The following is a 26,570-nucleotide window of genomic DNA, read 5'->3' as shown; positions in this document are numbered from 1 at the left end:
GTTGTTGAATAATTATTTTACTACTCGGCTATTGGGTTTCATTTTAAAATAAATAATGGCTGATAATGGACACAAACGATTTTTCAATATTAACTAACGAACGTTCATCAATATCAAATCTCGGATGATGGTGTGGATAATGTGTTGCTTCATCCTCGTTTTGTGATCCGACACGGAAGTAAGTTCCAGGTTTTGCTTCCAGAAAATAAGAAAAGTCTTCTGCTCCCATGGTTGGTGAAAATTCTACGACATTCTTTTCTTCAAAAGCTTCTTTAAAAAGCTCTCTGGCTAAATCTGTTTCTTCCTTATGATTAAATAACGCTGGATATCCTCTTAGGTAATCCAGTTGATAAGTTGCGTGAAATGCACTTGTAATCCCGTCTAAAATGGAACGAATTTCTGTTTCTACTTTATCCCGAACCGTAGGATCGAAAGTACGGACAGTTCCTTCAATATGGGCAGTGTCCGGAATTACATTAAACGCATTTCCTGCTTGAAAAACACCGATTGTAAGTACTGCTGATTTCAATGGATCAATTTGACGGCTGACAATTTTTTGTAAAGCTTCTACAATACTTGTTCCAATCACAAGTGAGTCCGTAGTCTGATGCGGGCGGGCCCCATGACCGCCATGACCTTTAACATCGATAGCAAATTTATCTACCGCTGCCATTTGATAGCCTTCTCCTACGCCTACTTTTCCAACAGGAATATCTGAAGCCAGATGTGCTCCAAAAACATAATCCACATCGTCTAGAATTCCTTCTTCAATCATAAATTTAGCTCCGCCCGGCGGAGTTTCCTCAGCTGGCTGAAAGACGAATACAATGCTACCTCTTAATTTTTCTTTATATTTACTGATTACTTTCGCTACACCTAAGAGAGCAGCTGTATGCCCATCATGCCCGCAAGCATGCATTACCCCCGGATTGGTAGACTTATATGAAGTTTCTTTTTCATCATCAATCGGCAGAGCATCAAAATCTGCTCGCAATGCAATTTTCTTTCCGGGCTCTTTACCTTCCAAAACAGTAATTAAACCATGACCGCCAATGTTTTTTTGAACCTCTAGTCCAAAGCTTTTTAATTTTTCTTCAATGTACGCTGCTGTATGTACTTCCTGAAAAGATAATTCAGGATGCTGATGCATGTATCTTCTCCAGCCTCTTACTTCCTCAAATGAATGATCAATTTCCTCAAAAATGGAATCAATTGTTTTTTCTTTAATATTACTCATTCTCCCATCCCTCACTTGCTTTCCAGTTTTATATGTCTGTTTATCTTCACTTTTTTAAATAACTAAATTGGTGAAATTTTATATTAGTTTAAACTCATTATTCCTAGTTGTCAACTAGGTTTAGAAAGATTATATGAAAAAAAGAAGAAGTTGTGCCTAAAAAGACAAAACTTCTTCTTAAAATCTATTTATTTCCCTTATACCAATCAGCTTTTTCCATATGCGCGAATGGAATCTCTGTATTAATTACCCCTGTAACTTCTGAAATTGGAAAATTATTCTCTTTCAGCCAAGATGCAAAGTTAAATTTCACTGGCTGCTGGTCCCCACCGATAGCAAGCCATGCTTCGAGTTTGGATGGAAAATACCCAGAAGTATGTATCGTTCCTGCCCATTGTCCATAAAGATTAGAAAACACACCATTTTCTGTACCATTTAACAATTGAAATGCTTCCTCTCCATGAAGTGAATTTGCTCGATTGCTTTCCATGATTTCCAATCGTCTTTTAGAATCCTTCAGATAATGGCGATTTTCTTCCTTCATGATTTGAAAATGATTCGTACATGCAGCTCCCTTCCTTACCCCAACATTTCTGGGTGAAGCTTCTACAATGATTGACTCCGTATTATTTTTATCAAGTAATACATAACTAAATGAACCGCGATGCGGAATATTCTTTAGTAACGCAACAGCCTCATTGATATCGGCACATGTTTCTAAAATTATTCTTCCAATCATGCTGCAAATAAATCCATCTCCCGGACGTTTACGATGCATAAAAGTATATCCCATCGCCAGGCCTTTTTCGTTCATGCCGTCACATCTTCCCGTTACTTTCTGCGTAACGCCTGTCACTGCATAGCCTGAATCTGTGGGCTGAAACACCGAATAAAAACCATCATATGTTTTAGGATGATAATCATAATTACGGATCAAATAATCCTTTCCCGTTAAAATCGAACACCCTGAACGATTCAATTTAACCCGATATCCTCCGAATTCCAGCAAAACTCTCTCCATCGGCCATTCAAGCGCTTCTGCAAAACCAGATAACTCCTCCCATATTGCTGGAGCTATTTCTTGAGAAATCCGTTTTGTTTCATTGATATCAATAGAAAATAAAGGTTTTCTTACCTTCCATTGATTGGCGCGATTCTTTAATAAGATTTGATTTTTCACTAAAGTACCTTGATGATAACCGAATTCATAATGTGTTCCCCGAAATTGAATGACATTTGTTGATATTTTTTTCAATCTGACTCCCCTCTCACACTTCAGTCATTCATAAGTCTCATTTCTATATACATTAAGTGTACAGAGCATAATCAGGAAAAGAAATGATTTTGCTTATTTTATTATCTTCCGAAAACATCCCAGCCGATTAAAAAGCCTGGCTTCTAATTACTACATGTTAATACTATTTCCGTATTCCTTCTTCCAGTCTGTTCCGTGTTCTGCTATATATTTTTAACCCATTTCACACGAATAAAAAAAGTATAGTAATGGGGCTTCACCGACTCTGCGTGAAAGAATATATTGGTTTGGAAGACTGTGTTTTTTCACAAATGCTTCTGTTTGCAATATCTATAATAAATAACCGACTTCTGATACAATCCGTGATCTTTTAATTCATTTGCATAATAAAATAAGTCTCTGAGGCTGAATTCTTCTTCCCTCTCCGATCTTTTTTCATAAATTATTAAATTACGGTCATTTGCTGTATTCACAACAGATTTCTCAGACTGACGGTGTGTTACAGAAATATCTGATGAAATAATATTTCCAGACACCTCTAAATACTCATGAACCGGTCCAATCCATTTAAAGTTCCTGTCACGTTTTACCAGACAATTCCTCCGATAACTGAAAGCCCGGTTACCAAATTCATCAAAAGCAATATGATACAGCATCGAAACAGAATCTATCGAACCATCCAACTCTCCTTTCAGTTTTTTAAATTTTTCTGACCCTTTTCTTCATTTTTTACAATCATACAAAGGCTTACTTTTATCATATCTACACCACCAATACACAAGATATAATAATATATGTTACCTCGGTATTATCTGAAACGAAGAAATGAAAAATGGTTGTATGAACCTTTTCAGATCAATTATCAAAAATATTTAATGAAAGATTCACCGTTCCGGATAAAAATAGAATGACTTCATATATATAAATAGAAACATTATAAAAGAACGGAGGCATTCTATTGAAGGATATTACTGCGATTCTCATTCTTTATCCTGATGCGGCAGCAATTCATAAAGCTTTAGAATCTTTAAAAAGGATCGACTCCAGATTACATTCTGTTATTGTTCTCCATGGAAAGGATATGTCTTTAACAATAGCTTCTGACTATACTCATTTTAAACAAATTCAATCGATTATAGTAAAAGAAAATGACCCCGGGAAAACATTGAATGATATAATCCAAAAAATCAACAGTTCCTATGTATTATTTCTTCATGATACAGATTATCTTTCTCCTGCTATTCAAGCCCGTTCCCTTCACCTTATTCAATCAGATTCATTTTTAACAACCACCTTTCATAATCGAAACATTACTGTTCAACGCCCATTGCTTGTGTCTGCCACTTTTCTTAAAAAGCAGCAATTCCTGTTAAACTCCCAGCTCCCGTTTAAGGAGGCTCTTCTTCCTGCCTGGCTTTCCGATAAATCAAGTTCAGAGAAGCTCTGTAAAGAAGGTCTGGTGTTGCAGTCAAGAAGGAACAGCTCTGCCACAACACTGGAAAAACAAAAATTTATGCAGAAGTATCAGTTGAATAAAATCAAAACGACAAATCTCAGCCTCTCTATTCTCATTTCGAACTTTAATATGGAGCAATATGTAGAAACAGCAATTGCATCTTGCCTGCTTCAGAATGAACTGCCGGAACAGGTACTAATTATAAATGACGGATCAACTGATAACTCTTCAAATCGACTTAACCGGTGGGGCGATGGAAACCTGGTGAGGATTTTTGAAAAAGAGAACGAGGGAAAGGCAATCGCTTTAAATCATTTATTACCTTACGTTACATCTGATTTCATCTTAGAACTTGACGCTGACGATTGGCTGGATCCTGATGCTGTTTCTGTTATCAAAGAACTCTTGGCTGACCTCCCTCTGCATACAGCTGTACTATACGGGAATCTTCGAAAGTGGAAGCAATTAAAAGAGGATATTCTTTTTAAAGGCATAGCCAAAGGGAAAATTATCAATGGTAAAGCGGACATACTCTCCTATCGCCTTCCCCTGGGTCCAAGAATATACCTTACTTCTGCTTTAAAAAAAATCGGCGGCTTTCCCGTGATTGCATTTAAAGATGGAAGGCTTTATGAAGATGTCAGTGTGTTAAATCAGCTAATCAAGTATGGCCGTTTCCAATATCATGACTTTACAGTATATAATGTACGAGAACATAAGGAGAGTATCACCAAAACTAATCGTCCGGAATGGAATGAATTCTTGAAATCAATTAAGGAACCATAAATAATAATGCTGCTGTACACTATCCCATTTTCAAAAATTCAGATGCTTCTTTGAGCACCTGAATTTTTGAAATAATCCAGACTAATCTATCCCTTCCTTCTCCAGGATCTCCGATATTTTTTTCACATCCACTACAAGGTTTTGGATGACTTCATGCTTTGTAGATACAGGGTTAGCCTTTCTGCACTTCAAAAAACGATAATCCAAATCCAGATATTGTCCAATTTTTACGAATTCGTCCGACGTAGATGTGAATAACTGAATGATTTTTGTTCCAGGCTGACAGAACATTAAATTGGCGAACCCGGCACCGTTTGTACTTATAATTACCTTTGCTGAAGCAAAAATATTAATTTGGTCCTCCACAGTTAAGGTACTTAATACAATTTTTTTAAATCCTTTCTTAGTTAATAGCTCCATGAGTTTTCCTTCATTGGCAACTTTTCTCCACGAAGCATCTTCACGGCTGATATAGATTCGATCATAGTGATTGGCGGTTACATTGCGATTTTCCTTCAAAAATGAGCTACGCAGGAATTCAATTGTCCATTTCACACAGGTTCCTGTATTAAACGGCACCGATGGCAAAACCAATTGGTCAGCTTTCACATGTTTTCCCGGCGTGAGTTGTAAGATTTTATCCTCAGGGATTCCAAGCATGTTAATCGTTTCACGCTGAAATGGCAATGTTAAAGGAGGCAGAACATATTTATCTATCTCAAATCCGCTGAGCTGCAGTAAATGATAGCGTCCCAATGTATCATGGAGCCAATGCCAATAATTAGTGTGCCCCGCCCAGGCAAGAACCCCCAGTGTTCCTTTAAAAGAGGAAGCAGAAGGAATAGTTCTAACTGCAATCTTCTCAAAATAATTCCAATTTAAATGAAAAACCATATCGCGAAAGTAAGTCTGGTCAGATGCCAGTGTATAAATCATACCTTCCCCTTTATCGCACATCCATATGCTCCCTTTTTCTATCTTCGCCACATAGGATTTATCAAACTTGTGAGTCTCTCCAAACTTTGGCGGTTTTACCCAATCAACCCATTCCGGCAGATCCCCTTTGGGAAGTGTATATGTTACTGTTTCATCAGTATAGAATTCTTTGTAAGCATCATGTATACCCGCTTTTGGCGTTTCTTTTTCAATCCAATCCTTTGTATGAGTATATAAATCTGACATATATACATCCCCTTTTTCAATTAACAACCTTGCCTATGCCCTATTTTTTCACATTTCGCCGGATACTCCATAATATGTAGAAAAGTATTCAAAGGTGTTGAACAATCGTCTATTCACACCGATTGCGTACAAACATGGGTAATAGAAACTGGAGGTTCATAACATGATAAACGTAACCGTAACCGGTGCAGGCGGATTTATCGGCAAGAATCTGGTTGATAGACTGCTCAGAGAAAAAGGAGTCAAGCTCAAACAATATCGTCATGGGGATGACCTGTCATTACTGCATGAGTATTTAAACGATACGGATATCATCTACCATTTAGCGGGAGTAAACAGACCACAAAATAAGGATGAATTTGAAAGTGTTAATAGAGGACTTACGGAATCCATAGTCAGCTATTTAATAGATCATCATAAAACACCAAAAATTGTTTTCACCTCATCCACTCAGGCTGAGCATAATAATCCTTATGGTTTGAGTAAAAAAGCTGCGGAAGATGTTCTTAAAGCTTATAATATGAAGACCGGTGCAGATGTGTGCATTTACCGTTTACCAGGCGTCTTCGGCAAGTGGTGCAGACCACATTATAATTCGGTTGTGGCTACCTTTTGCCAGGAAATTTCCCATGATAAAGATATTGAAATCCATGATGCGGATAAAATGCTTGAGCTCGTATATATTGATGATGTAATAGATAGTTTCATCAATTGTCTTGAACAGAAAAAGCAGGAAAAATCTTTCTATTATACTATCAATCAGACCTTCCATACAACAGTAGGCGAGGTGGCCCAAAAGCTTTACGAAATAAAGAAAGTACGGGAATCACTGATTATACCTGACCTGTCCGATAAATTAACAAAATATCTGTATACGACCTATTTATCTTATTTAGATGCTAATAACTTTTCTTATAAATTACCTGTTCATGAGGACGAAAGAGGCAGTTTAGTGGAATTAATTAAATCGCATCAGGCAGGGCAGATTTTTATATCAACATCACGCGGGGGCGTTGTAAGAGGAAACCATTATCACCATACAAAGGTAGAGAAATTTTGTGTTCTCAAAGGAAAAGCAGCCATTAAATTAAGGGAAATTGATTCTGAAAAATTAATTAACTATCAGGTTTCAGATCAGAATATTGAAATAGTAGACATCCCTCCAGGATACACACATTCGATTGAAAACGTAACAGACGGTGAAATAATTGTTATGTTTTGGGCAAATGAATTGTTTGATCCGGATAACCCGGATACCATCTATCTGGATGTTCAGCCGAATGAAGCTGATGAAAAGAAAGGATGATACCTCATGTCAACAAATAAAACATATACATGCCAGGAAGACGATATTTGTCTTGTTGCCTATCCAAAATCCGGTAACAACTTCTTATTATTTCTCGTCACTGCGCTGTTATATCGAAAAAAAATGGACTGGGCTACAAAAGGCGAAATGATTCAAAATGTGGCAAGCGAACCAATTGAAAACTTACCTTCGCCGCATCTTGTATGGAGCCACAATGGTTATGACACATCCTATCCCAAAGTTATCTACCTGGTAAGGGATCCAAGGGATGTCGTTATTTCATATCATCATCACTTCCAGAAATATTATAATGAAAGCCGTCAATTCGATGCATTTTTTACAGCCTTTATGAATGGTGATATCGATCCCGGTATGTGGGACGCTCAAGTAGAAAGCTGGCTGGATAATCAGGATGAAGTCAGAAATGGTTTCCTGCTTGTGAAATATGAAGATCTTCTTGCAGACACTGCAACAGAAGCAAAAAGATTGATAAACTTCTTAAACTTAAATAGATCAGAGCAGGAAATTAACGAAGCTGTCCATTGGGCTTCTTTTGATAATATGAAAGCATTGGAGCAGAAGCAAAAGGAACATTTAAATGGTCCTTCGCAGTTAGTCAATCCTGCACTTCCATTTGTAAGAGAGGGCAAGGCAAATAAATGGAAATCTGTTTTAAGCAACGACCAGCAGCAGCAAATCAATCAAACTTTTGCTAAAACTTTATCAAGGCTCGGATATAATTAAAAAGCTCTATGGAGACGCCTTCTGTTTCAAGAAGGCGTTTTTATTTCAGAAAGGTGTGAAAATCCAATGCTAAAATTACTACTGATTGCAGCAGATACTTCTCATTTTACTAACAGTAACTATGCTGTCTTAGAGCAGGAACTGGCAAAGGTGACAAATTTGATGATTTCCCGTAAATCCGGTCCTATCAAAAAAATATTGTATAAACTTCCTGAAAAACCGGATTTCATTTTAATAATAAATGATGTTGGTAAAACATTTGCCCCTGTCGTCACCGGTCTGGCTGATATTGGCATTCCTGCAGGCCTGATGGTAAATGACGCCCATCGCTTTGTAGAGCAGAGAAGAAGATATATCATGCGTAGTAAGATTCAAACATTCTTTGTCATATGCCAGCATAATTTTTACCATCATTATCCCCAGCAAAGACATAATCAGGTGTTTTTCCTCCCTCAATTTGCTAATACCTCTATCTTTAAAGACTATGGTAATGAAAAAAAGATAGATTTAATGATGCTTGGAGAAGTTTCGTTCCAGCAAATCTATCCATTGAGAGAAAAAATATTACAGCATTATAAGAATACTCCCGGATTTTTCAACCATCCTCATCCCGGGTGGCAAGATTTTGCAGGTGAAGACGCAAATACAGCATTAATTGGAGAAAACTATGCTCAGGCCATTAATCAGGCAAAACTGTTTTTTGCATGCGGCTCCATACGCCAGGTGGTGACTTTCAAATATTTTGAGGTGCCGGCGTGCCGTACATTACTGATGGCCCCTGCCTTACCGGAACTTGAGGAGATTGGTTTGATACCGGGAGAGCATTTTGTGGATATAAATGCAGATAATTTTCCAGAAAGAGCTGCGTACTATCTTAAAAATACAAAAGAACGGGAAAAAATTACCGAAGCCGGCTGCCGTTTTGTTCACAATCATCATTCAACCGCGCATCGGGCAAACGAATTAGTACAACAGATAACAATTGTTATATAAGAGGATGTTCAAAAATTTCAGTAAAAAAATAGTGAATCCCCTGCAAATGGAGACTCACTATTTTTGATTTTCTGGGGGTTGTCCCAGACCTATTCCTAAAATCAGTGTTTTATTGGATACTTTCAATCCTTTTTGGGCCTCTTTACGGATTACTGCTAAAAAGGCTTACTTTGTGATAATATCTGCTTTCTTAAGAATTTGTTCAATGTCATTGGCTGCCATTAATTCATCATCGGATTGGTATCGTGTAAAAGCAACCTTTGGTAACTTTTCATACTTGTTCTTTACCTCTTCAGAAACATTATCAGGTAAAATAACATAGTAATTTTCATCAAATTTGTAAGCATTCCGGGATTCGGCATTTGACACTAATACCTCATGAATTTTCTCTCCTGGGCGGATGCCAATCTCATTTATACTGATTGCTTTTTTAGCAAAATGCTTTTCCAAAACACCTATTAAATCGACAATCCGGCATGCTTTCATTTTCATAACAAATATTTCTCCGCCAACTGCTTTTTCAGATGCATATATCAGTAAATCAATGGCTTGAGAAACCGTCAGGAAAAAGCGTGTCATTTCTCTGGATGTAAGTGGGACTGCATGATGAGCAGCAATCTGTTCTTTAAAAAACGGAATGACACTGCCATTTGTCCCAATAACATTACCTCCACGGATACAGACAAAACGTGTATGATTGCTTAATTGATCAGCCTGAATGATTAGTTTTTCTCCGATCGCTTTCGTCAGTCCATAAAAGTTGATTGGTTCAACTGCTTTATCTGTGGAAACATCAATGACTTTCTTCACCTTTTGGTTTAAACTTGCTTTGATAATATTCTCTGTTCCGTTTACATTGGTTTTTAACGCTTCTAATGGCTGTTCTTCACATATTGGTACATGTTTCAGTGCAGAAAGATGGAATACATAATCAACATTTTTTGCCGCTTCATTTACTGCTTCAAAATCTCTTACATCCCCAATCACAAATTTCAAGCAAGGATGATTTGAAAACTCTCTTTTCATTTTCACCTGAGCGAATTCATTACGGGAAAAAATTCTTATTTCCTTCGGCTGGAAGGAAAGCAGTTTTTTAACGAGTTCATGGCCCCAGGAGCCTGTTCCTCCAGTAATTAATATTGTGGTATTTTGAAACACATTTAAACACTCCTCCAGGAATAATGCCTATTATTTATATCATCAGGCTAATAGTTCGCGTGCATCCTCTAATAGATGCATTCGAACATAGCTGATGGCTTGGATGACAGGAACTCTCCTCAAACAGATCCCCGAATTCCTTCGTTTACTACCTGTTTGGCGACTGACATCATTACATTCAAATAGGTTATACCTCAATTTATGAAAAAACTAATAGACGGTACATGATAGTCGTTTAAATAAAGGTAAAAGAGGCAATTGCTGCGAGTCCAAATGTGTTGTCTTTTTGGATGAAGTATTACAAGAAGCTGTGAATACTGCACAAAACGACCAGTCATTAAAAAATGCCAAACCATAACAAATATCAATTAGTAAGATTAACAAGACTATCAAACTTCAGAGATTTTATAATGAATCAGCTTTCTTTTCTTAAAGTAGAAGTCCTACAATCAGTCACATCGCGATAAAATTTGCGAATCAGTTTCACGCTTCACTAAAAACCAGCCATTTTTCAAATTTTCCCGATTATAATAAAAGCGCTCATGATCCTTATACCGCAACATTGTTCCGCCGGCAGCTTCAACAATCGCCTGGCCTGCTGCTGTGTCCCATTCCATTGTCGGAGCATAGCGCGGATAGTAATCGGCTTTTCCTTCTGCCACAAGACAGAACTTCAGAGAGCTTCCGGTGGATATTACATCGACCGCATGGTGATTGCGAAGTTCTTCAATAAAAACTTTCGTTTCTTCTGACATATGAGATCGGCTCGCAATTACATTTACACTGTTGCCCGCATCAGCAATCGGCAGCTGCACACTTTGTTCAATCAGTGCTTTATCATCAGCTGGATCTGCATATGATGCTGCATCTAATTTAAATGCTCCCAGACCGGACTGTCCAAAATAAAACACATCAAGCGCTGGTGCATAAATGACACCAACTACAGGATAGCCCTCTTCAACCAATGCGATATTCACTGTAAATTCTCCGTTTTTCCTGATGAATTCTTTTGTGCCGTCGAGTGGATCCACCAGGAAAAGCCTAGACCAATGTTGGCGTTGGGTATACGGAATTTCACTTCCTTCTTCACTTAAAATCGGAACCTCTTCATACACACCTTGAAGCCGTTCGACAATGATTTGATGTGAACATCGATCAGCTTCAGTCAGTAATGAACCGTCTGATTTTGTCTCAATTGAATAATCGTTATCATAAATATCCAGAATCTCCCGACCCGCTTCCAGTGATATATCCAGCATCGTTTTTAAACTCACATTAATCATTAATAAGGTACCCTTTCGTTTTCAAATAGGACATGATTGTCTGGACCGATTCCTCAACGCTCTTTTGATCAGTATTCACTGTAATTTCCGGGTTCACCGGTGCTTCATATGGTGCATCAATTCCAGTAAACCCTGTAATCTCACCAGCACGTACTTTTTTATAGAGCCCTTTTGGATCACGTGATTTACATGTCTCTATACTTGCATCTACAAATACCTCAATAAATTCACCGTTTTCCATCATTTTACGTATCTCATCACGATCGGCACAGTACGGTGAGATGAAGGCTGCCAATGTAAGCAGCCCGGCTTCTACCATCAGCTTGGATACTTCTCCGATACGGCGGATATTTTCTTTACGGTCATCCGGACCAAAGCCAAGATCTTTATTCAAGCCGTGCCGGACGTTGTCTCCATCCAAATGGTAAGTTCGGATTCCCAACTGATGCAGTTCTTTTTCCAGCTCAACTGAAATAGTAGATTTGCCCGAACCAGACAGTCCGGTAAACCACACCACAGCGCTCTTATGATTATTCAAATCCCTCCTCTGCTCTTTCGCTACTTTCGAGTGATGCCATTTAATATTTTCTGGCTCATCCATAAATTTCCCCTCCTAAAACCATATATGATAGATAATCAAAACAGCCGTCACCATTACTATTAGACTCAGCGGAAGACCTACTTTTACATAATCTATAAACCTGTAGCCGCCAGGTCCATATACAATTAAGTTTGTCTGGTAACCAATTGGTGTAATAAAGCTTGCTGAAGCGGCTATTGCAATAAGGACAGCTATTCCCATTGGATCGACATGAAGTGTTTGTGCTATTTCAACTCCAAGCGGCAGTACTATAACAGCTGCTGTACTATTGCTGAGAATCTCCGTAAATAAATTTGTCAAAAGATAAATCATAAACAAAATGGCTAGCAATCCTAACGGCTTACCAAAATTCAACAGCATATTTGCGCCCCATTCCGCCAGTCCCGTTTTTCTCATTGCTGTGCCTATTCCAAATGAACTGGCAATCAACAATAAAACGTTAAAATGAATATATTTCTTGGCATCTTGAGGTGTAATAATTTTTACAGCCAAAAATACCAATATTGCGAGTGCCATCGCTTTAAACATACTAAGCCATCCAAGAGTAACTGTTCCAATCATGCCGAGCAGCATAATGATAGAAAACCAGCCTTTCTTCACACTCTGCTTCAGCGATGGCGGGATATCCAATGGTGACACGACAAAAAAATCATTTGACCGGTCATATTTTCCAATAAAATCGGTACCTGCTAAAAGCAATAATGAATCTCCAGGCTTCAAAACGATATCCCCAATCTTGCCCTTAATACGTTCGTTATTCCGGTGTACTGCAATGACGCCCGCATCATATCGTGAACGAAACCGCAACTGTTTAATTGACTTAGATAAAAGTGATGATTGATCTGATACAACAGCATCCACCAGATTGATGGATCCATCCTTAAGATCATCAAGGCCAATAGTTGTTCCTGTTTCCAATTTCAGACCTTTCATCTTTTGCAAGTCAGCAATGGTTGAAATCAATCCGGTAAAAATCAGGCGGTCTCCACTTTGAATAACAGTTGTGGATCTGACCGGTGATATCCTCTCGTTTCCACGGATAATCTCAATCAAATAAAGTCCTTTCAAATCACGGAGACCTGCTTGCTCAACACTTTTGCCAAGCTGCCCAAATTCTTCTGTCACCTGTATTTCAGCAATATATTCTTTAGGCTCTTCTTCCACTCTCTGACTGAAGCCTTTATTATCCGGCAGCAATTTATATCCGATAGTAAATAAATAAATGAGCCCGATTAAAGTGACAGGAATACCAACTGCAGTTAAAGTGAATAATGAAAAACCCTCCAGCCCAAAGTCCAGCAGTAATCCATGAATAACGAGGTTCGTGGATGTCCCCATTAACGTGATCATTCCGCCTAAAATGGTGGCATAAGATAATGGAATTAAGAATTTGGAAGGAGCAATTCCGCGATCTTCACACCATTTTTTAATAATTGGCGTAAGAGTCACAACAATCGGTGTATTATTCAAAAAAGCTGAAATTGCAGATGTAGGCACAAAGAATCGCATCATAGAACCTCTGGGCGATCGGCTGTTCTTCAGCCATTTGTTCATCATTTGATTAATCAAACCGCTCTTCTGTACAACTCCTGCAACGATAAACAATAACGCAACTGTCAGCATCCCTTCATTGGAAAAACCACTCAATGCTTCATCAACTGTCAATATGCCAGAGAGCATCAAAATAATCAGCACTGAGAAAATAACCACGTCTGGCCGGGCAGCTTCGAGAATCAGAACAGCAAACATAGTCAGAAGTAAAATCAAAACAAATATCATTTCCAACGTCATAGGTTATCAGATCCTCTTTTAGTACATGTTCAAAAAGCAAAAGTACAACTCTTTTCGAACAGCATTTATTATTTTTTCTTCATTCCTTTTATCAGTACATCGGCAACCTCCGGCCGTGAAAATTCTTTTGGAGGACGCTTACCGTTCCGAAGCATTTCACGCACCTTTGTGCCGCTTAAATGGACATGGTTTTCCTCCCCATGCGGACATGTTTTTGCGGTCGCCATATTTTCACAGGATTTACAGTAAAACGCATGTTCAAATTTGAAAATTTGAATGCCGAGTTCTTCTTCATATTGTCCAATCAGTTCTTGAGCATCGTACGTGCCATAATAATCCCCGACACCAGCATGATCACGCCCTACGATGAAATGGGTACAGCCATAATTTTTGCGTACAATGGCATGCAGTATAGCTTCTTTCGGTCCTGCATAACGCATTGCTGCGGGATAAATGACGAGGCGAACACGATTTGTCACATAGTAGTTTTTCAAAATTACTTCATAGCTTTCCATACGGACATCGGCAGGAATATCATCAGACTTTGTTTCACCAACAAGTGGATTCAACAGCAATCCATCCACCGCCTCAAGAGCAGTCTTTTGAATGTGTTCATGAGCACGGTGAACAGGGTTGCGGGTCTGGAAACCGACGATGGTTTTCCAGTCTAAGTCTGCAAACATTTGCCGCGTTTCAGCCGGATCCATATAGTATGCTGCAAATGGATTATGATCAGGACGTCGAAGCAGTGTAACAGGTCCGCCAAGGTATATATTTCCTTTCTCATAAACTTTCTTCACACCAGGATGAGCTGCGTCATTTGTTCCATAGATATTTACCGCTTCCTTCTTTTTATCGTAAGCATACTTTTCTTCCATGGTGATTGTCCCATAAATAATACCGTCTGTTCCTCTAAGGGCAATTTGTTCACCAATATTAAGGTTTTTAGCCTGTTCTTCTGTTACCGGCAGTGTAATCGGTATACTCCAGATTGTGCCATCCGCAAGGCGTGTACGCTCAATAACATATTCGTAATCAGACCGGCCCATAAATCCTGTCAGCGGACTAAATCCTCCTATTCCAATCAGTTCCAAATCAGAGAGCACCCAGGAATTCACAGATAGTGATGGAAGCTTTTCAGCATCCCTGATCGCTTCCTCTCTTTTCTTTCCAGTTAGTTCACGGCAGATTAATTTTCCGCCATATGGTTGATTAACCATAAAACAACCTCCTGATTTCAGTTTTCATGAAGTGATATATTGGACAGCTGCATAGGAAGGAACCATGCATGATTCCATTTCATGTCATAAATGATTTTTATACGCGTTTCATAATAGAATACCCCGGCTATCAAGCCAGGGTATCTTTTATCCTTCTTTTTTACGCTGCTACAGGAAAGCGGACAAAGTTGATAGCATCTACTGAAATATATATTTTGACATTGCCTCCGTAACCGCTTGATACATCAATAACCAGGGCCAGATCTGCAGTAACTGTTGAGAGGATACCTTCAATTAAATTATTATCTGTTGCTACTTCAACTCTTGAACCAATCCGGTTAGCCAGCTCCGCAGTAAACTTTGCTGCAAACATTTAAACTCCTCCTTTACGAATTACTGACAAATTCAATTTTTTCAATTCGAACCAATACTTGTGAGCCAGAAGCTTCAATAATCACAATATAGTCGTCCTGTACTGCAAGCAGTGTTCCGGATATTGTGTCAAAAGGAGTAGTGACCTGCACTTGTTCGTTTACTAAACTCAACAGGACCTCTCTAATGGTCGTTGGTGTACCAGGAGCTCCTCCGCCTCCCCATTTACCTAAACTTAAATTTAAATTTTGACCGCCATCTAAACTGAATCCAGGTAAATTCAGAGAAAAATTATGACTTAGCGTGCTGTCATTATTCACACTATTGGCGTTGTTGGACGTAACTAAGTTTTGTGACATTTCGTTTAACAAATTCAATAGCTTTCTTTGACGATCTGTTAAATTAGCCAAGCTTGTTCATTCCTTTCCATGATGTTTTTTAAGGCCTTCTTTATTTAATTAGAAAACCCACAAAACAACTAAGAAATTAACTGTACCTTATCAACAGCTAATTCTCTTGTCATTTATTCCTTTTAGAGCCCATACCCGAACTGGCGCAATCGCCTTCAAGGTACTGCTGTGCAAGGAATCCGTTATTTGCGTATCCACGCGTGGTATTTCGACGTATTCTGAAAATTTAATAATAATTCATTCCAAGGAAACTTATGAAAATTAGATCGACCCACCTCGATATTGTGCTGCAGTGACATCATTTTGTACGTTATTACCCCAGTGTTTGTCCTAATATTTAGAGTCCTGGTTGCTATAATAACTATCACATTTGTAATGTTTTCAAATCTCGATGCATTGTCATGAAAGCTTTTTCCTTCTTAATAATAAGATTCGTGTTTAGAGGAATAAACATTATCAGAAAAACGTCAACTTGAAGTTATAACTAACACTCCTTTCATTTAGATATAAAATAATTTATGCTTTTTTAATTAGTAAGATTGTACACATTCATTAAAATATCGTTTTCTTAAAACAAAGGGCTGGACAAAAGTCATAAAAAAATAAAAAACAGTGACTTCGCACATTTTTAAGCGGGAAGATACTGTTTTTATGATATTTAAATATTTTTGTAAGACTTTCCTTTAAGCATAAGATTTAAATAAAAGGAAATCACTAAGGTGGAATATCTATTCCTTAAGTGAGGTGATAGCAATGAAATTAAAAAAGTTAACTTTATGTGTAATTACTTTAATTATTTCTGCGGGTTTGTTATTCGGATGTGGTGCAGTACAAGATGAGCAGGAGCAAGACAAACCATTTGAAAATCCTCAACGAAACGATTGGGGCGGAAAAGGAAATCAATAACCAGCCTCCATGAAGCCTTCATTTTAGATATGACAGCTTTACAAATCAGAGAATTCATCTATTTGCACTCTCTCGCCTGAATTGATTTTTTCATTAGCTGACGGTAATAGTCCATGTGATGTTAATACAACGATTCCTTCCCTCATCTAAAAGATTTGAAACAGCGATTGCTCACTTCTTCAAGATCGTTACATCGTGATAAATATTTTGGCAAAATGCTCCCGTATAATTAATGATTAAAACAATTTTACTGACACTTTCTAAATTTTTTGCTGATGTCTATTAATGTTAAAATACTGTTATTTGAGTCAATAAAAAGAGGAATTACTGAAAAACTGTGCTTCAAAGAAGGAAAGTTATTTTTGCCCTCCACTGTAAACAACTTTTAAGAATTAGTTGATTCTCCCCCGTCCACATGGAGCACTTGACCAGTAACATGTCTGGAATCATCTGATGCTAAATAAACAAAAGTCGGCGCAACTTCAAAAGGTTGAGCCATGCGATCAAATAAATTCCCTCCAGTCAAAGCATTTTCATCTGAAGAAAAACTTGCTGGAATAAGCGGTGTCCAAATTCGGCCGGGAGCAATGGCATTCACACGAATCTGGCGTTTGGCAATGTTCTTTGCTAAAGAGCGCGTCCATCCGACAATGGCTCCTTTTGTAGCTGCATAATCCATTAATAAAGGCTCTCCTGCATAAGTGACAACAGAGGACGTTCCGATAATAGAACTTCCCGCTTTTAAATGAGGCAATGCTGCCCTCGTTGTATAGAAATGTGAATATATATTCAATTTAAAGGTTTGATCAAATTGTTCATCTGTAATTTCAGTTACGTCATTTTGCTGGAATTGAATGCCAACATGGTTACATAAAATATCCAATTTATTAAATTTATCAATTGTTTCCAAAACAATTTGTTCACACTGTTTTTTTTCACGGAGATCTCCCGGCAATAGTAAGCATTCCTGGCCAAGCTCCTCTATCCTTCTTTTTGTCCGATTGGCATCTTCGTGTTCATTTAAATAAGCAATTGCAACGTTAGCTCCTTCTTTTGCAAAAGCAATTGCCGCAGCAGCTCCCATTCCGCTGTCTCCACCGGTTATTAATGCAACTTTCTCCTTTAATTTTCCACTTCCTTTATAGTTTCGGTTCTCAATAATCGGTTTTGGCACCATTAATCTTTCGAGCCCCGGCTGAACGAGCTGTCTTTGCTCCGGTTGCGTAAGAGGTACCTCTTCATACTGGGTAATTTTGCCGTATATCGGGTAATATGGATAAGGATCTTCTATTTTATTTTCTTCAAACCATTTTTGATATACCCTAATTTGTTCCAATACTTCTTCAGATAACGATGGATTATGATCATTATTTTGATTCTTCATAACGATTCTCCCTCCCCTTTCATAGACTATGATTAGGCTTTTGTATATGTGAAGCATAAGCATCATAAATGCCGTTGTAATGGTTTAAGATTGATTTACCATAGGCCTCTCCCTGAATGAAGCCCTGTTTTAATGAAAGGAGGTACTAAATTGAAATTTGAATTTTATCCTCAGGTTAGACGTTTATTAGAAAATAATGAAGAAGAGCTGGAAATGCATTATTTGAGTTACAGCTGGAATACACCAACAATTAAGATTAGACCGCCATATTACTCTGATCCTGTATATGAGCCTTTTTATCCGGATATAGATTAACCTTTCATACCGTCAGAAGCAATGAGTTAATGACCTAATATATTGAAAAAACCCGGGCTGCAATCAACAGTGCGTCGGGGCTTATTTGTCTTTATTAAGCTATGTGTCCGTTTCAATTTGGTAACAATGAAAACATGCTATATAAAGAGCTTAATGAATGAACTGATCAGCTTGAAAAAACAGTTTATTCAAAAGTAAAATGGTGTTACAAATCTGAATTCTGACTATGCGTAACACCATTTATTCTTTGTCTCTTCATCATGGATAAATTATCCAAAATCCGCTGTCATAAAGTAAGCTGATTGGAGTGAGGTTAGAAGAACATAACCAGATCAGCAAATATCCCGGCAACAAAATCTGAATAAAATCCTGCTTCTATTACTTTAAATACGGTAAAATAACATCCAGTATTTTTTGAACCTTCATTGCTTGCTCTGAATATAATTTCTTAGCCTCCGGGTTATCTGTCTGAAAGGAATATCCCTCCAAATCTGCTTGTATTTTTTTAAGAGAAGCTGCTAACAATGGCCTTTCTTCTATCATAGTTTTTGTATATTGATCCTCGTACAAATCCACATAAATGCTGCCGCGCGAATCAATTTGAGCCAGAAATACATCCTTTATATCTTCAGCTCCTTGTTTTTGTATTTCCCCTGTGAGCCATTCCTCTGAGTAACCAAGATTCTCCAGGCTTTTTTTCATTATTTTTCCGTCCATAATTAAGACAGCCGGACCATGCTCCTGTTCCAGCGGAATCCCTAATGTTTGCGGGGTAACTGGCTGTTGATCCGTTTTCAACATAATACTCAGTTCACCATTTGTTTCTAAAACAGCCATTTCCACATCAGAAACTTTAAATGTCCCTTTCTCCCTTAACAGCATTAATAATTCATTAATTGTCAGCAAATTCTTTTTCAAATTTTTATCTAATACTTCTCCATTTCGAATGACTATAGTTGCTTTCCCGTCTGTAATTTTTGAAAAAAGCATTGATTTCAAACCTAGATATGCCAAAATAATCGGAAAAAATCCCCAAATGGTTAATGAAACTAATCCATTAACTATTTTAACGTTTTGATCAACAGACAAAGTTGCCGCTATGGAACCGATAGTGATTCCGACACAATAATCAAAAAAAGTGAGCTGTGAAATTTGCTTCTTTCCCATAATCCGTGCCATTAAAAATAATAAAAAGAATGCAGTTATTGAACGGATTAGAATTAATACAATCTCAGGCATTATCCAATTCCCAACCTTTCTAAGATACGTAATATATTCGTATTATGGGGCAATCTATGTATAACCATTCATAAAACAGAAAGGGATTAAAATGAAGAAGATAATAATCATTTTTACACTTATTTTTATCACACTTTCAGGATGCTCCAATCTAGTTGGCGGTGATCATTTCTTTCAACAAATTGATAAGCTTGAACAGGCTATCGATCAACCTGAATGGAGTAAAGTTGCATCTCAGGCTGAAGAATTAAAGAAAATGTACAAGAAGGATAAGTGGAAAATCCAGCTGGTAGGTGACGAAGATGAATATGAAGGATTGGATGAGAGCATCAGTAATCTGATTGCAGCAGCTAAGGAAGAAGATTCGCTAAATACCAGGCTGGAGCTTGCAACGGTTAAGTCTATTTTCGAAGGAATTTATTCATTGTAAGTTAATATTGGATTGCAAACGGTTATATATACGATTTGGTGAATTTTATTTTTTATCTTTTACATCAACATAATTTTCATATGAATTCAGCAAAATTAGAGTTTAAAGTAATCACTTTTTCAAATAACAAAATATGGCTTATCAAAAAGTGAGTGATTTTTTGATAAAGGGATAAAATATAATTCGAGGATGGCATTTACGATGGAAGCAACTGCTTAAAGCAAGGCTCCAAAAATGAATGTTTTCCTCATACAGAATACTGGGAGGGTTTTCAATGGATAACAATAAACGTAATTTTAAACGCAATGAACGTAGAAACCGTAATAATGAGAACAATCATAATCAAGAAATTAATAACGTGGAATTTGCAAATGAGAATGAGTTTATTGACGAAAATACCTTCAAAGAAAATGACAATCGCAACAACGAACGACGCAATAACCGTAAATAGGTAACATTGCTTTTAAGATACCTGAATCGTTGGAGAACTGAAAAATCCCCGATTCAGGTATCTTTCTTATGAATAAATTCCTAAACCCCAATATGAACAACGTCTTTGAATAAACAATTCGCAATACATATTGTTTGTTATAACAGTTGTAAAAATGAAGAAACAGATTAATCAGCATAACCTTTTGCCTCTCCAAAATTTTCATGTATTCGCATATGATAAAAAAATCCTTCTAGTAAATAATAGTTATAAATCATACTTAAAGATTAATTTAATTTTTAGAAATGAGAGGTGTAAAATGAAGAAAAAAATACTTTATACGATTATTTACCTGCTTCTGACTTCTTGTTTTTTCTTGTTAATCCAGGAACAGATATATGCGAAAGACAGGTTTGATTTTGAGGAAGATGGGGATATTTTCTGGGATGCAGAAACAGAGGAAAAAGTGATTGCTTTAACTTTTGATGACGGACCGCACTCAAAATACACCCCTGCTATATTGGATATTTTAGCTGAATATGAAGCCAAAGCCACTTTTTTTGTACTGGGAGCCCACGCTGAAAAATTTCCGGATATCATTCACCGGCAAGTAATGGAAGGACATGAACTTGGCAATCATACTTATGATCACACCACTAAACTAAGCAGACTCAGTCAAGAAATGAAAGAAACCTCAGACATCCTTTATGCCATCACCGGAAGCCGACCAAAGCTCTTCCGTCCAGTCGGCGGTGGTTATAATGATGCGATTGTAAAGAGAGCCGAAGAGAACCAGCTGCATGTTGCGCTATGGTCCTGGGATCAGGATACTAAAGACTGGGACGGTATAGATTATAAAACCATTGCAGACAATGTCATCAACAATATTTCTCCAGGAGATGTCGTGCTGTTTCATGATGCAGGAGGCAAAAGGGAACAAACAGTTAAAGCTCTCCCGCTAATTCTCGATTATTTAGCTGAAAACCAATATAAAACCATTACAGTATCTGAAATGATGGAAAAAGATGAAAAGTTAAAAGAAAATTAACAGATACAGGCTATATAACCGCTGTCCCTAAACATCAAACTTGAGTGGACAGCTGTTTTATCCCCCTGTAATGAATTAAATATTTTTAATCATCAATCTCCTTTCTGGAAAATGTTTTACCCATTTATTTCCCCCAGCATTAAAAAACGGATTATTTCTATTATATTCAAAGCTTTTTATAGTAAATAGCAATCATTTCATGCTCACCCCTTCTTATCACGAATAATCACTTTATTCTCCACTTTATGCGTTTTGACGTTATTTCTGCTTATGTTAATCTAATATGGTAAGTAAAAAAATCCACTCAGGAGGTGAGAGCATTAACACAAACACCAAAAATAAAAATGAAACGACATTAACTGTTGGTTTTGAAAACGATTTTTATTTTCGCAAGCCCGTAAAAGATGATGGAGCTGCTGTTTGGGAATTGATTAAAGATTCCAAGGTACTCGATCTTAATTCATCTTACAGTTATTTAATGTGGTGTGATATTTTTTCTGAAACCTCGATCATTGCAGAAAAAGACGGGAGAACGTTCGGTTTTATTTCCGGGTATAAAAATCCGAATAATATGAATAAGTTATTTATCTGGCAGGTTGCTGTAGATGCTTCCGCTCGAGGTAACGGATTAGCGACGAAAATGCTGCGCCAATTGTTAAAGCGCGAAGCCTGTAAAGATATTGATTATGTTGAGGCAACTGTTTCTCCGTCCAATCAACCTTCACAATCTTTATTCAGAGGCCTTGCTAAAAAGCTTGATACAGATTGTCATATCAATGATTATTTTATTGCGGAAGATTTCCCGGATGAGGAGAAAGAACACGAGGATGAGTTACTGTTTACGATTGGACCAATTACTGCAGAAAATAAATAATTAAAGGAATGATTTCATTGACAACTGCAACATTAAATAATGCGAAAATGAAAACGTTTGAAAATTTAGAATCAGAAGTAAGAAGCTACAGCAGAGGATGGCCAACTGTTTTTGAAAAATCAAAAGGCTATAAGCTGTGGGATACCGACGGAAAAGAATATATTGATTTCTTTGCAGGTGCAGGCACATTGAATTATGGTCACAACGATAATGTGATGCAGGAGAAATTAATTGAATATATCAAAAATGATGGCATTATCCATAGCCTCGATATGGGGACTCCCCCAAGAGAAAATTTCCTGGAACGCTTCAACGAAGTTATACTCAAGCCGAGAAATCTTGATTACAAGATTATGTTCCCTGGCCCTACCGGAACAAATACCGTAGAAAGCGCGCTGAAAATTGCCAGAAAAGTGACTGGCCGGGAGACCGTAATCAGTTTTACCAACGCTTTTCATGGAATGACAATCGGGTCACTTTCTGTAACAGGAAATTCCTTTAAGCGCCATGGAGCCGGTGTTCCGCTGCATCATGCTGTATCTATGCCATTTGATAATTATGTTGAGGATCATGATTCCATTGCTTATCTGGATCGCTTTTTAGATGACAGCGGAAGCGGCGTAGCGTTGCCTGCCGCAATTATTCTGGAAACCGTTCAGGGAGAAGGCGGAATTAATGCTGCTCGAATGGAATGGCTGAAAAAAGTGGAAGAGCTGTGCAGACGCTGGGACATTCTCCTGATTGTTGATGATGTACAGGCTGGAAATGGTCGTACTGGCACCTTCTTCAGCTTTGAACCCGCAGGAATTAAACCAGATATTGTTTGTCTATCCAAATCTATCGGTGGAATTGGTCTTCCAATGGCAATTACACTGATTAAATCAGAGTATGACCAATGGGGCCCCGGTGAACATAACGGAACCTTTCGCGGCAACAATATGGCGTTTATTGCTGCGACTGAAGCATTGAAAAATTGGGAAACGGATGATTTCAGTAATGACGTACAGGAAAAAGGCATATTTTTGAAAAAAGCAGTGCATAAGCTGATTGAAAAATATCCTGAATTACAGGGTGAAGCCAGAGGCAGAGGCTTAATGCAAGGAATTGCCATAGAAAAAGAAGGCTTGGCAGGAGAAATTTGTGCCGAAGCTTTTAATCGTGGCCTGATTGTTGAAACTTCCGGTCCAGATGATGAAGTAGTCAAGTTTCTCCCGCCGTTGATTATTGATCAGGAAGGTTTGGAAAAAGGACTGGAGCTGCTTGAAGACAGTATAAAACACGTACTTGAACGATAAAAATAGATAGAGATTTATTAATAGAGAGGAGAAAAAATAAATGATCGTAAAATCACTGGAGGATTTACTTGGAACAGAAGCTGAAACAAAATCTGAAAACTGGGAAAGCCGTCGTTTTATTTTAAAGAAGGACGGCGTCGGTTTCAGTATGAACGATACAATAATTAAAGCAGGAACAGATAATTTCTTTTGGTATAAAAATCATATTGAAGCAGTTTACTGCATCGAAGGTGAAGGAGAAATTGAGAAGATATCAACTGGAGATGTGTACCAGATTAAGCCTGGTACAATGTATCTTTTAGATGAAAATGATAAGCACCGTCTTCGCGCACGTACCCAGATGCGTATGGTGTGTGTATTCAACCCGCCGTTAGTGGGAACAGAAACACATAATGAAGAAGGTTTCTACCCTCTATTAACTGAATAACAAGCCTTAAAAATCGCCTGATACGAAAAAAACTCATATCAGGCGATTTTTTAAGCTTTAAAAGAATAATAGTTCATTAAAGAGCTTTTATATAATTATAATCAGACTAAATTATGGACTGACGCAGCTGCAGCAAAGCAATCCTTTTCAGATTGCTACACACACGGAAAGAAAAGGCGAATAAACTGGATGTAGGATGAAAGGAGGTTATCGGATGTCTTTTCACAATCACCCCTCGCCCGGCTGGCAATCTTATCATCAAAATCATAGAGATAATATTCAGCAGGATAACTATCTGCATTTTGATAACAGGAACAATTCAGGAAATCAAAATGTGGAAACACAAATTCAAGGTACTGCATATGGAACAGGAATGTTGTCTGGGCATAATACACTTTCTGTCCGGGATACAAATAGTCAGGGGTTAGGAACTAGCCAATATAATACCTATTCAACATATCCTGTCAGTGCTTATCACGGTATAACACCGGATATACAATACATGATGCAAATAATAACTCAGCTCAAAAATCAAATGGATCAGCTTAATCGATTGATTATACAGAATAATCGTCTGTTACAGTCAATACATGATCAGGAAGATACCAAATGTGTTCAGGGAAGCGGCGGCGGAGCTGTTATTGTACGAATGTGATCAAAAATAAACAGGATTTCTCGAATTATTATTAAATTATTACCAGCTATCATTAAAGTTAGCGGGCTTATTTCAAAGAGGCGTATATTTCCCTGGAATAAGCCCGCTATTATTTGTTAATTTAAATTCTCTTGTTCTCGGTGTGCCACCTTATGATAACGGACTTGAACAAGAAGATAATAATTAATCTACTTCCATATAGTTTTTTCCTATAGCAAACGATACATTTTTACAATTACCTTATAACTGCTGTTTCATGGTAACATTCTGTTTAATCATTTACATTGTGAAATTTAATTAAACGGAAGGAAGTTTTAAAATTATGCGGACGGTTCAAACAACTCAAGTTTTGGGGAACAGTAAATTTAATAAATTTCATTTACTTATTTTTCTCTGGTGTTTTTTCGCTATCGGCTTTGATGGCTTTGATGTTGCCATATATGGAATTGGATTACCATTAATGATGGAGGATTTTAATATCAGCAGAGTAGAAGCCGGGGCAATAAGCAGCTATACCCTTATCAGTGCCATGATCGGTACTTTTCTGTTAGGCTCTATTTCAGATCTTATCGGCCGTAAAAAAGCAATAGCCATTTGTTTAACCTTATTTAGTCTTTTCACCTTTTTAGCAGGCTTTGCACAGGAGCCTACCTTATTTATGATTATGCGGGTGATTGCTGCACTTGGTTTAGGCGGAATTATGCCAATCCTTGTTGCAATTATGGGAGAGTATTCTCCGGTGAAGAAACGCGCATTGACGATTGCTACAATGTACTGCGGCTATTCTATCGGAGCAATTATCGCTTCCTTAATTGGAATGTATTTGATGGAATTGACGAGCTGGAGGTTATTATATTGGATTAGTATTATTCCCCTTATCACGCTGCCTTGGTTCTTAAAGCAATTTCCTGAATCTGTTTCTTATTATCTTAAAAAGAAAAAAGGAGATAAAATTGCAGAGATTCTTAATAAAGTTGATCCCTGTGGTAACTATCAAGCGGCTGATAACTATGAATACGAAACATTTAATGAGAGTACAAAAGAATTCCCAATTAAAAAGGTCTTCTCAAATAAACGAACCAGCAGTACACTTGCATTTTGGATTGCAGTCACTTGCTCGATGCTCGTTATATCCGGACTAACAACCTGGCTGCCGCAAATTATGGTTGAATCAGGTCACGGTCTTACATCCAGCCTGTCCTTTAACCTGATGCTTGCTGTCGGACAAATTTCGGGCTCTATATTTGGCGGAATGTTAGTAAGCCGTCTCGGACATCGTTCTGTCTTAATCCTGATGTTTTTTATCGGATCACTATGTTTTGTTATGTTAAGTATAACAACAAATTCTCTTTTACTATATCTTATCATTACATTAACAGGTGCTTGTACAGTGGGAACACAAAACTTAGTCAATCCATATATTTCCGAATTTTATCCAAGGGAGATTCGTACGACCGGATTAAGTATAGCTGTCGGCGTCGGGCGGATTGGAGGAATCATGGCACCGGTGGCCATTGCACTTTTACTGACAACCAATTTAGACCCGCAGCATGCGTTTATGGCCTTTGCTATACCTAGTCTGATTGGAGCTATCGCCTTTGTTACAGTCCGAGAAAAACATGCGAGCTTTGACCCTGTCAATGTGGCTGTAGGAAAACAAAAAACAGCTTGAAGTATTACCTGTATCTATAAAAATATTACAATTGCTATGAACTAGTAAATAATAATTTATCATAAATCAAGCCGTCTGTTTCCCAAATTCCCCAGAAACAA

General features: G+C 37.7%; 27 protein-coding genes. 14 read left to right on the top strand and 13 right to left on the bottom strand.

The genetic code is table 11. The features are described 5' to 3' along the window. Window positions 1-43 precede the first annotated feature (43 nt). The 3 genes from MKY30_RS15735 to MKY30_RS15725 all read right to left on the bottom strand — a co-directional run bounded on the left by MKY30_RS15735 (window position 44) and on the right by MKY30_RS15725 (window position 3,175). Window positions 44-1,237 carry a M20 metallopeptidase family protein gene (locus MKY30_RS15735; protein ID WP_147208457.1) on the bottom strand — a complete coding sequence of 398 codons (1,194 nt, stop codon included), beginning with the start codon at window positions 1,235-1,237 and terminating at the stop codon, window positions 44-46. A 184-nt stretch (window positions 1,238-1,421) separates the two neighbouring features. Further along, complete coding sequence (locus MKY30_RS15730) at window positions 1,422-2,492, bottom strand: C45 family peptidase (protein ID WP_341084692.1); 1,071 nt, start codon at window positions 2,490-2,492, stop codon at window positions 1,422-1,424. Window positions 2,493-2,797: 305 nt separating this feature from the next. Then, window positions 2,798-3,175, bottom strand: coding sequence for a hypothetical protein (locus MKY30_RS15725; RefSeq protein WP_341084691.1), 378 nt, complete (start codon window positions 3,173-3,175; stop codon window positions 2,798-2,800). Window positions 3,176-3,450: 275 nt separating this feature from the next. Here MKY30_RS15725 and MKY30_RS15720 point away from each other — a divergent pair, with 275 nt between their 5' ends. Then, on the top strand, window positions 3,451-4,734 hold the full coding sequence (locus MKY30_RS15720) for a glycosyltransferase family 2 protein (RefSeq protein WP_341084689.1): 1,284 nt from the start codon (window positions 3,451-3,453) through the stop codon (window positions 4,732-4,734). 81 nt (window positions 4,735-4,815) lie between these two features. Here the strand turns inward: MKY30_RS15720 and MKY30_RS15715 are convergent, their stop codons facing one another. Then, window positions 4,816-5,916, bottom strand: coding sequence for a glycosyltransferase family 61 protein (locus MKY30_RS15715; protein ID WP_341084688.1), 1,101 nt, complete (start codon window positions 5,914-5,916; stop codon window positions 4,816-4,818). 163 nt (window positions 5,917-6,079) lie between these two features. On the opposite strand from MKY30_RS15715, the gene MKY30_RS15710 reads away from it, so the two are divergent. The 3 genes from MKY30_RS15710 (at window position 6,080) to MKY30_RS15700 (ending at window position 8,959) form a co-directional block, all read left to right on the top strand. Next, window positions 6,080-7,222 carry a polysaccharide biosynthesis C-terminal domain-containing protein gene (locus MKY30_RS15710; protein WP_147208473.1) on the top strand — a complete coding sequence of 381 codons (1,143 nt, stop codon included), beginning with the start codon at window positions 6,080-6,082 and terminating at the stop codon, window positions 7,220-7,222. Between the two features lie 6 nt (window positions 7,223-7,228). Beyond that, window positions 7,229-7,966, top strand: a complete 738-nt coding sequence (locus MKY30_RS15705) for a sulfotransferase domain-containing protein (protein WP_147208476.1) — start codon at window positions 7,229-7,231, stop codon at window positions 7,964-7,966. Window positions 7,967-8,032: 66 nt separating this feature from the next. Beyond that, window positions 8,033-8,959: a glycosyltransferase family protein gene (locus MKY30_RS15700; protein WP_147208479.1), complete on the top strand. Its 927-nt coding sequence runs from the start codon at window positions 8,033-8,035 to the stop codon at window positions 8,957-8,959. A gap of 165 nt (window positions 8,960-9,124) precedes the next feature. Here the strand turns inward: MKY30_RS15700 and MKY30_RS15695 are convergent, their stop codons facing one another. From MKY30_RS15695 to MKY30_RS15665, 7 genes are all read right to left on the bottom strand, one after another. Further along, window positions 9,125-10,117, bottom strand: coding sequence for a polysaccharide biosynthesis protein (locus MKY30_RS15695; RefSeq protein WP_147208482.1), 993 nt, complete (start codon window positions 10,115-10,117; stop codon window positions 9,125-9,127). Between the two features lie 449 nt (window positions 10,118-10,566). Beyond that, window positions 10,567-11,400, bottom strand: coding sequence for a 3'(2'),5'-bisphosphate nucleotidase CysQ (gene cysQ, locus MKY30_RS15690; RefSeq protein ID WP_341084685.1), 834 nt, complete (start codon window positions 11,398-11,400; stop codon window positions 10,567-10,569). Continuing rightward, window positions 11,393-12,001 carry an adenylyl-sulfate kinase gene (gene cysC, locus MKY30_RS15685; RefSeq protein ID WP_341084684.1) on the bottom strand — a complete coding sequence of 203 codons (609 nt, stop codon included), beginning with the start codon at window positions 11,999-12,001 and terminating at the stop codon, window positions 11,393-11,395. Before cysC ends, cysQ begins: the two co-directional genes overlap by 8 nt. 12 nt (window positions 12,002-12,013) lie before the next feature. Then, a complete protein-coding gene (locus MKY30_RS15680; RefSeq protein WP_341084682.1) occupies window positions 12,014-13,792 on the bottom strand; it encodes an SLC13 family permease in 1,779 nt (592 codons plus the stop codon). Window positions 13,793-13,860: 68 nt separating this feature from the next. Beyond that, a complete protein-coding gene (sat, locus tag MKY30_RS15675; RefSeq protein ID WP_341084679.1) occupies window positions 13,861-15,012 on the bottom strand; it encodes a sulfate adenylyltransferase in 1,152 nt (383 codons plus the stop codon). A gap of 160 nt (window positions 15,013-15,172) precedes the next feature. After that, window positions 15,173-15,385 carry a hypothetical protein gene (locus MKY30_RS15670; protein WP_147208496.1) on the bottom strand — a complete coding sequence of 71 codons (213 nt, stop codon included), beginning with the start codon at window positions 15,383-15,385 and terminating at the stop codon, window positions 15,173-15,175. Between the two features lie 13 nt (window positions 15,386-15,398). Beyond that, on the bottom strand, window positions 15,399-15,794 hold the full coding sequence (locus MKY30_RS15665; protein WP_341084678.1) for a DUF2642 domain-containing protein: 396 nt from the start codon (window positions 15,792-15,794) through the stop codon (window positions 15,399-15,401). A gap of 753 nt (window positions 15,795-16,547) precedes the next feature. Between MKY30_RS15665 and MKY30_RS15660 the strand changes: the two genes are divergently transcribed. Then, complete coding sequence (locus tag MKY30_RS15660; protein ID WP_186813528.1) at window positions 16,548-16,700, top strand: hypothetical protein; 153 nt, start codon at window positions 16,548-16,550, stop codon at window positions 16,698-16,700. A 385-nt stretch (window positions 16,701-17,085) separates the two neighbouring features. On the opposite strand, the gene MKY30_RS15655 is transcribed toward MKY30_RS15660, so the two are convergent. Further along, on the bottom strand, window positions 17,086-18,084 hold the full coding sequence (locus tag MKY30_RS15655) for an SDR family oxidoreductase (protein ID WP_341084675.1): 999 nt from the start codon (window positions 18,082-18,084) through the stop codon (window positions 17,086-17,088). A gap of 150 nt (window positions 18,085-18,234) precedes the next feature. Between MKY30_RS15655 and MKY30_RS15650 the strand changes: the two genes are divergently transcribed. Then, complete coding sequence (locus MKY30_RS15650; RefSeq protein ID WP_186813529.1) at window positions 18,235-18,399, top strand: hypothetical protein; 165 nt, start codon at window positions 18,235-18,237, stop codon at window positions 18,397-18,399. A gap of 378 nt (window positions 18,400-18,777) precedes the next feature. Here the strand turns inward: MKY30_RS15650 and MKY30_RS15645 are convergent, their stop codons facing one another. Continuing rightward, a complete protein-coding gene (locus tag MKY30_RS15645) occupies window positions 18,778-19,638 on the bottom strand; it encodes a DUF421 domain-containing protein (RefSeq protein WP_341084673.1) in 861 nt (286 codons plus the stop codon). Between the two features lie 91 nt (window positions 19,639-19,729). Between MKY30_RS15645 and MKY30_RS15640 the strand changes: the two genes are divergently transcribed. The 8 genes from MKY30_RS15640 to MKY30_RS15605 all read left to right on the top strand — a co-directional run bounded on the left by MKY30_RS15640 (window position 19,730) and on the right by MKY30_RS15605 (window position 26,469). Beyond that, complete coding sequence (locus tag MKY30_RS15640) at window positions 19,730-20,068, top strand: DUF4363 family protein (RefSeq protein WP_147208507.1); 339 nt, start codon at window positions 19,730-19,732, stop codon at window positions 20,066-20,068. A gap of 274 nt (window positions 20,069-20,342) precedes the next feature. Beyond that, complete coding sequence (locus MKY30_RS15635) at window positions 20,343-20,519, top strand: hypothetical protein (RefSeq protein WP_198048580.1); 177 nt, start codon at window positions 20,343-20,345, stop codon at window positions 20,517-20,519. A 298-nt stretch (window positions 20,520-20,817) separates the two neighbouring features. Further along, the gene (locus MKY30_RS15630; protein WP_156985520.1) at window positions 20,818-21,546 is read left to right on the top strand and encodes a polysaccharide deacetylase family protein; all 729 of its coding nucleotides are present in this window, start codon (window positions 20,818-20,820) and stop codon (window positions 21,544-21,546) included. A gap of 283 nt (window positions 21,547-21,829) precedes the next feature. Beyond that, the gene (gene ectA, locus MKY30_RS15625; protein ID WP_147208512.1) at window positions 21,830-22,420 is read left to right on the top strand and encodes a diaminobutyrate acetyltransferase; all 591 of its coding nucleotides are present in this window, start codon (window positions 21,830-21,832) and stop codon (window positions 22,418-22,420) included. A gap of 8 nt (window positions 22,421-22,428) precedes the next feature. Then, window positions 22,429-23,715 (top strand): diaminobutyrate--2-oxoglutarate transaminase, encoded by a 1,287-nt coding sequence (ectB, locus tag MKY30_RS15620; protein ID WP_147208515.1) that lies wholly within the window; start codon window positions 22,429-22,431, stop codon window positions 23,713-23,715. 40 nt (window positions 23,716-23,755) lie between these two features. After that, window positions 23,756-24,142 (top strand): ectoine synthase, encoded by a 387-nt coding sequence (locus MKY30_RS15615; RefSeq protein WP_147208518.1) that lies wholly within the window; start codon window positions 23,756-23,758, stop codon window positions 24,140-24,142. 214 nt (window positions 24,143-24,356) lie between these two features. Continuing rightward, window positions 24,357-24,797, top strand: a complete 441-nt coding sequence (locus MKY30_RS15610; RefSeq protein WP_341084665.1) for a hypothetical protein — start codon at window positions 24,357-24,359, stop codon at window positions 24,795-24,797. Between the two features lie 322 nt (window positions 24,798-25,119). Beyond that, window positions 25,120-26,469, top strand: coding sequence for an MFS transporter (locus MKY30_RS15605; protein WP_341084663.1), 1,350 nt, complete (start codon window positions 25,120-25,122; stop codon window positions 26,467-26,469). The last annotated feature ends 101 nt before the right edge of the window (window positions 26,470-26,570 follow it).

Origin of the sequence: Oceanobacillus sp. FSL W8-0428, from assembly GCF_038004405.1 — a bacterium.
Lineage (GTDB): Bacteria > Bacillota > Bacilli > Bacillales > Amphibacillaceae > Oceanobacillus > Oceanobacillus sojae.
This window is presented reverse-complemented; position numbering and strand designations above follow the sequence as displayed.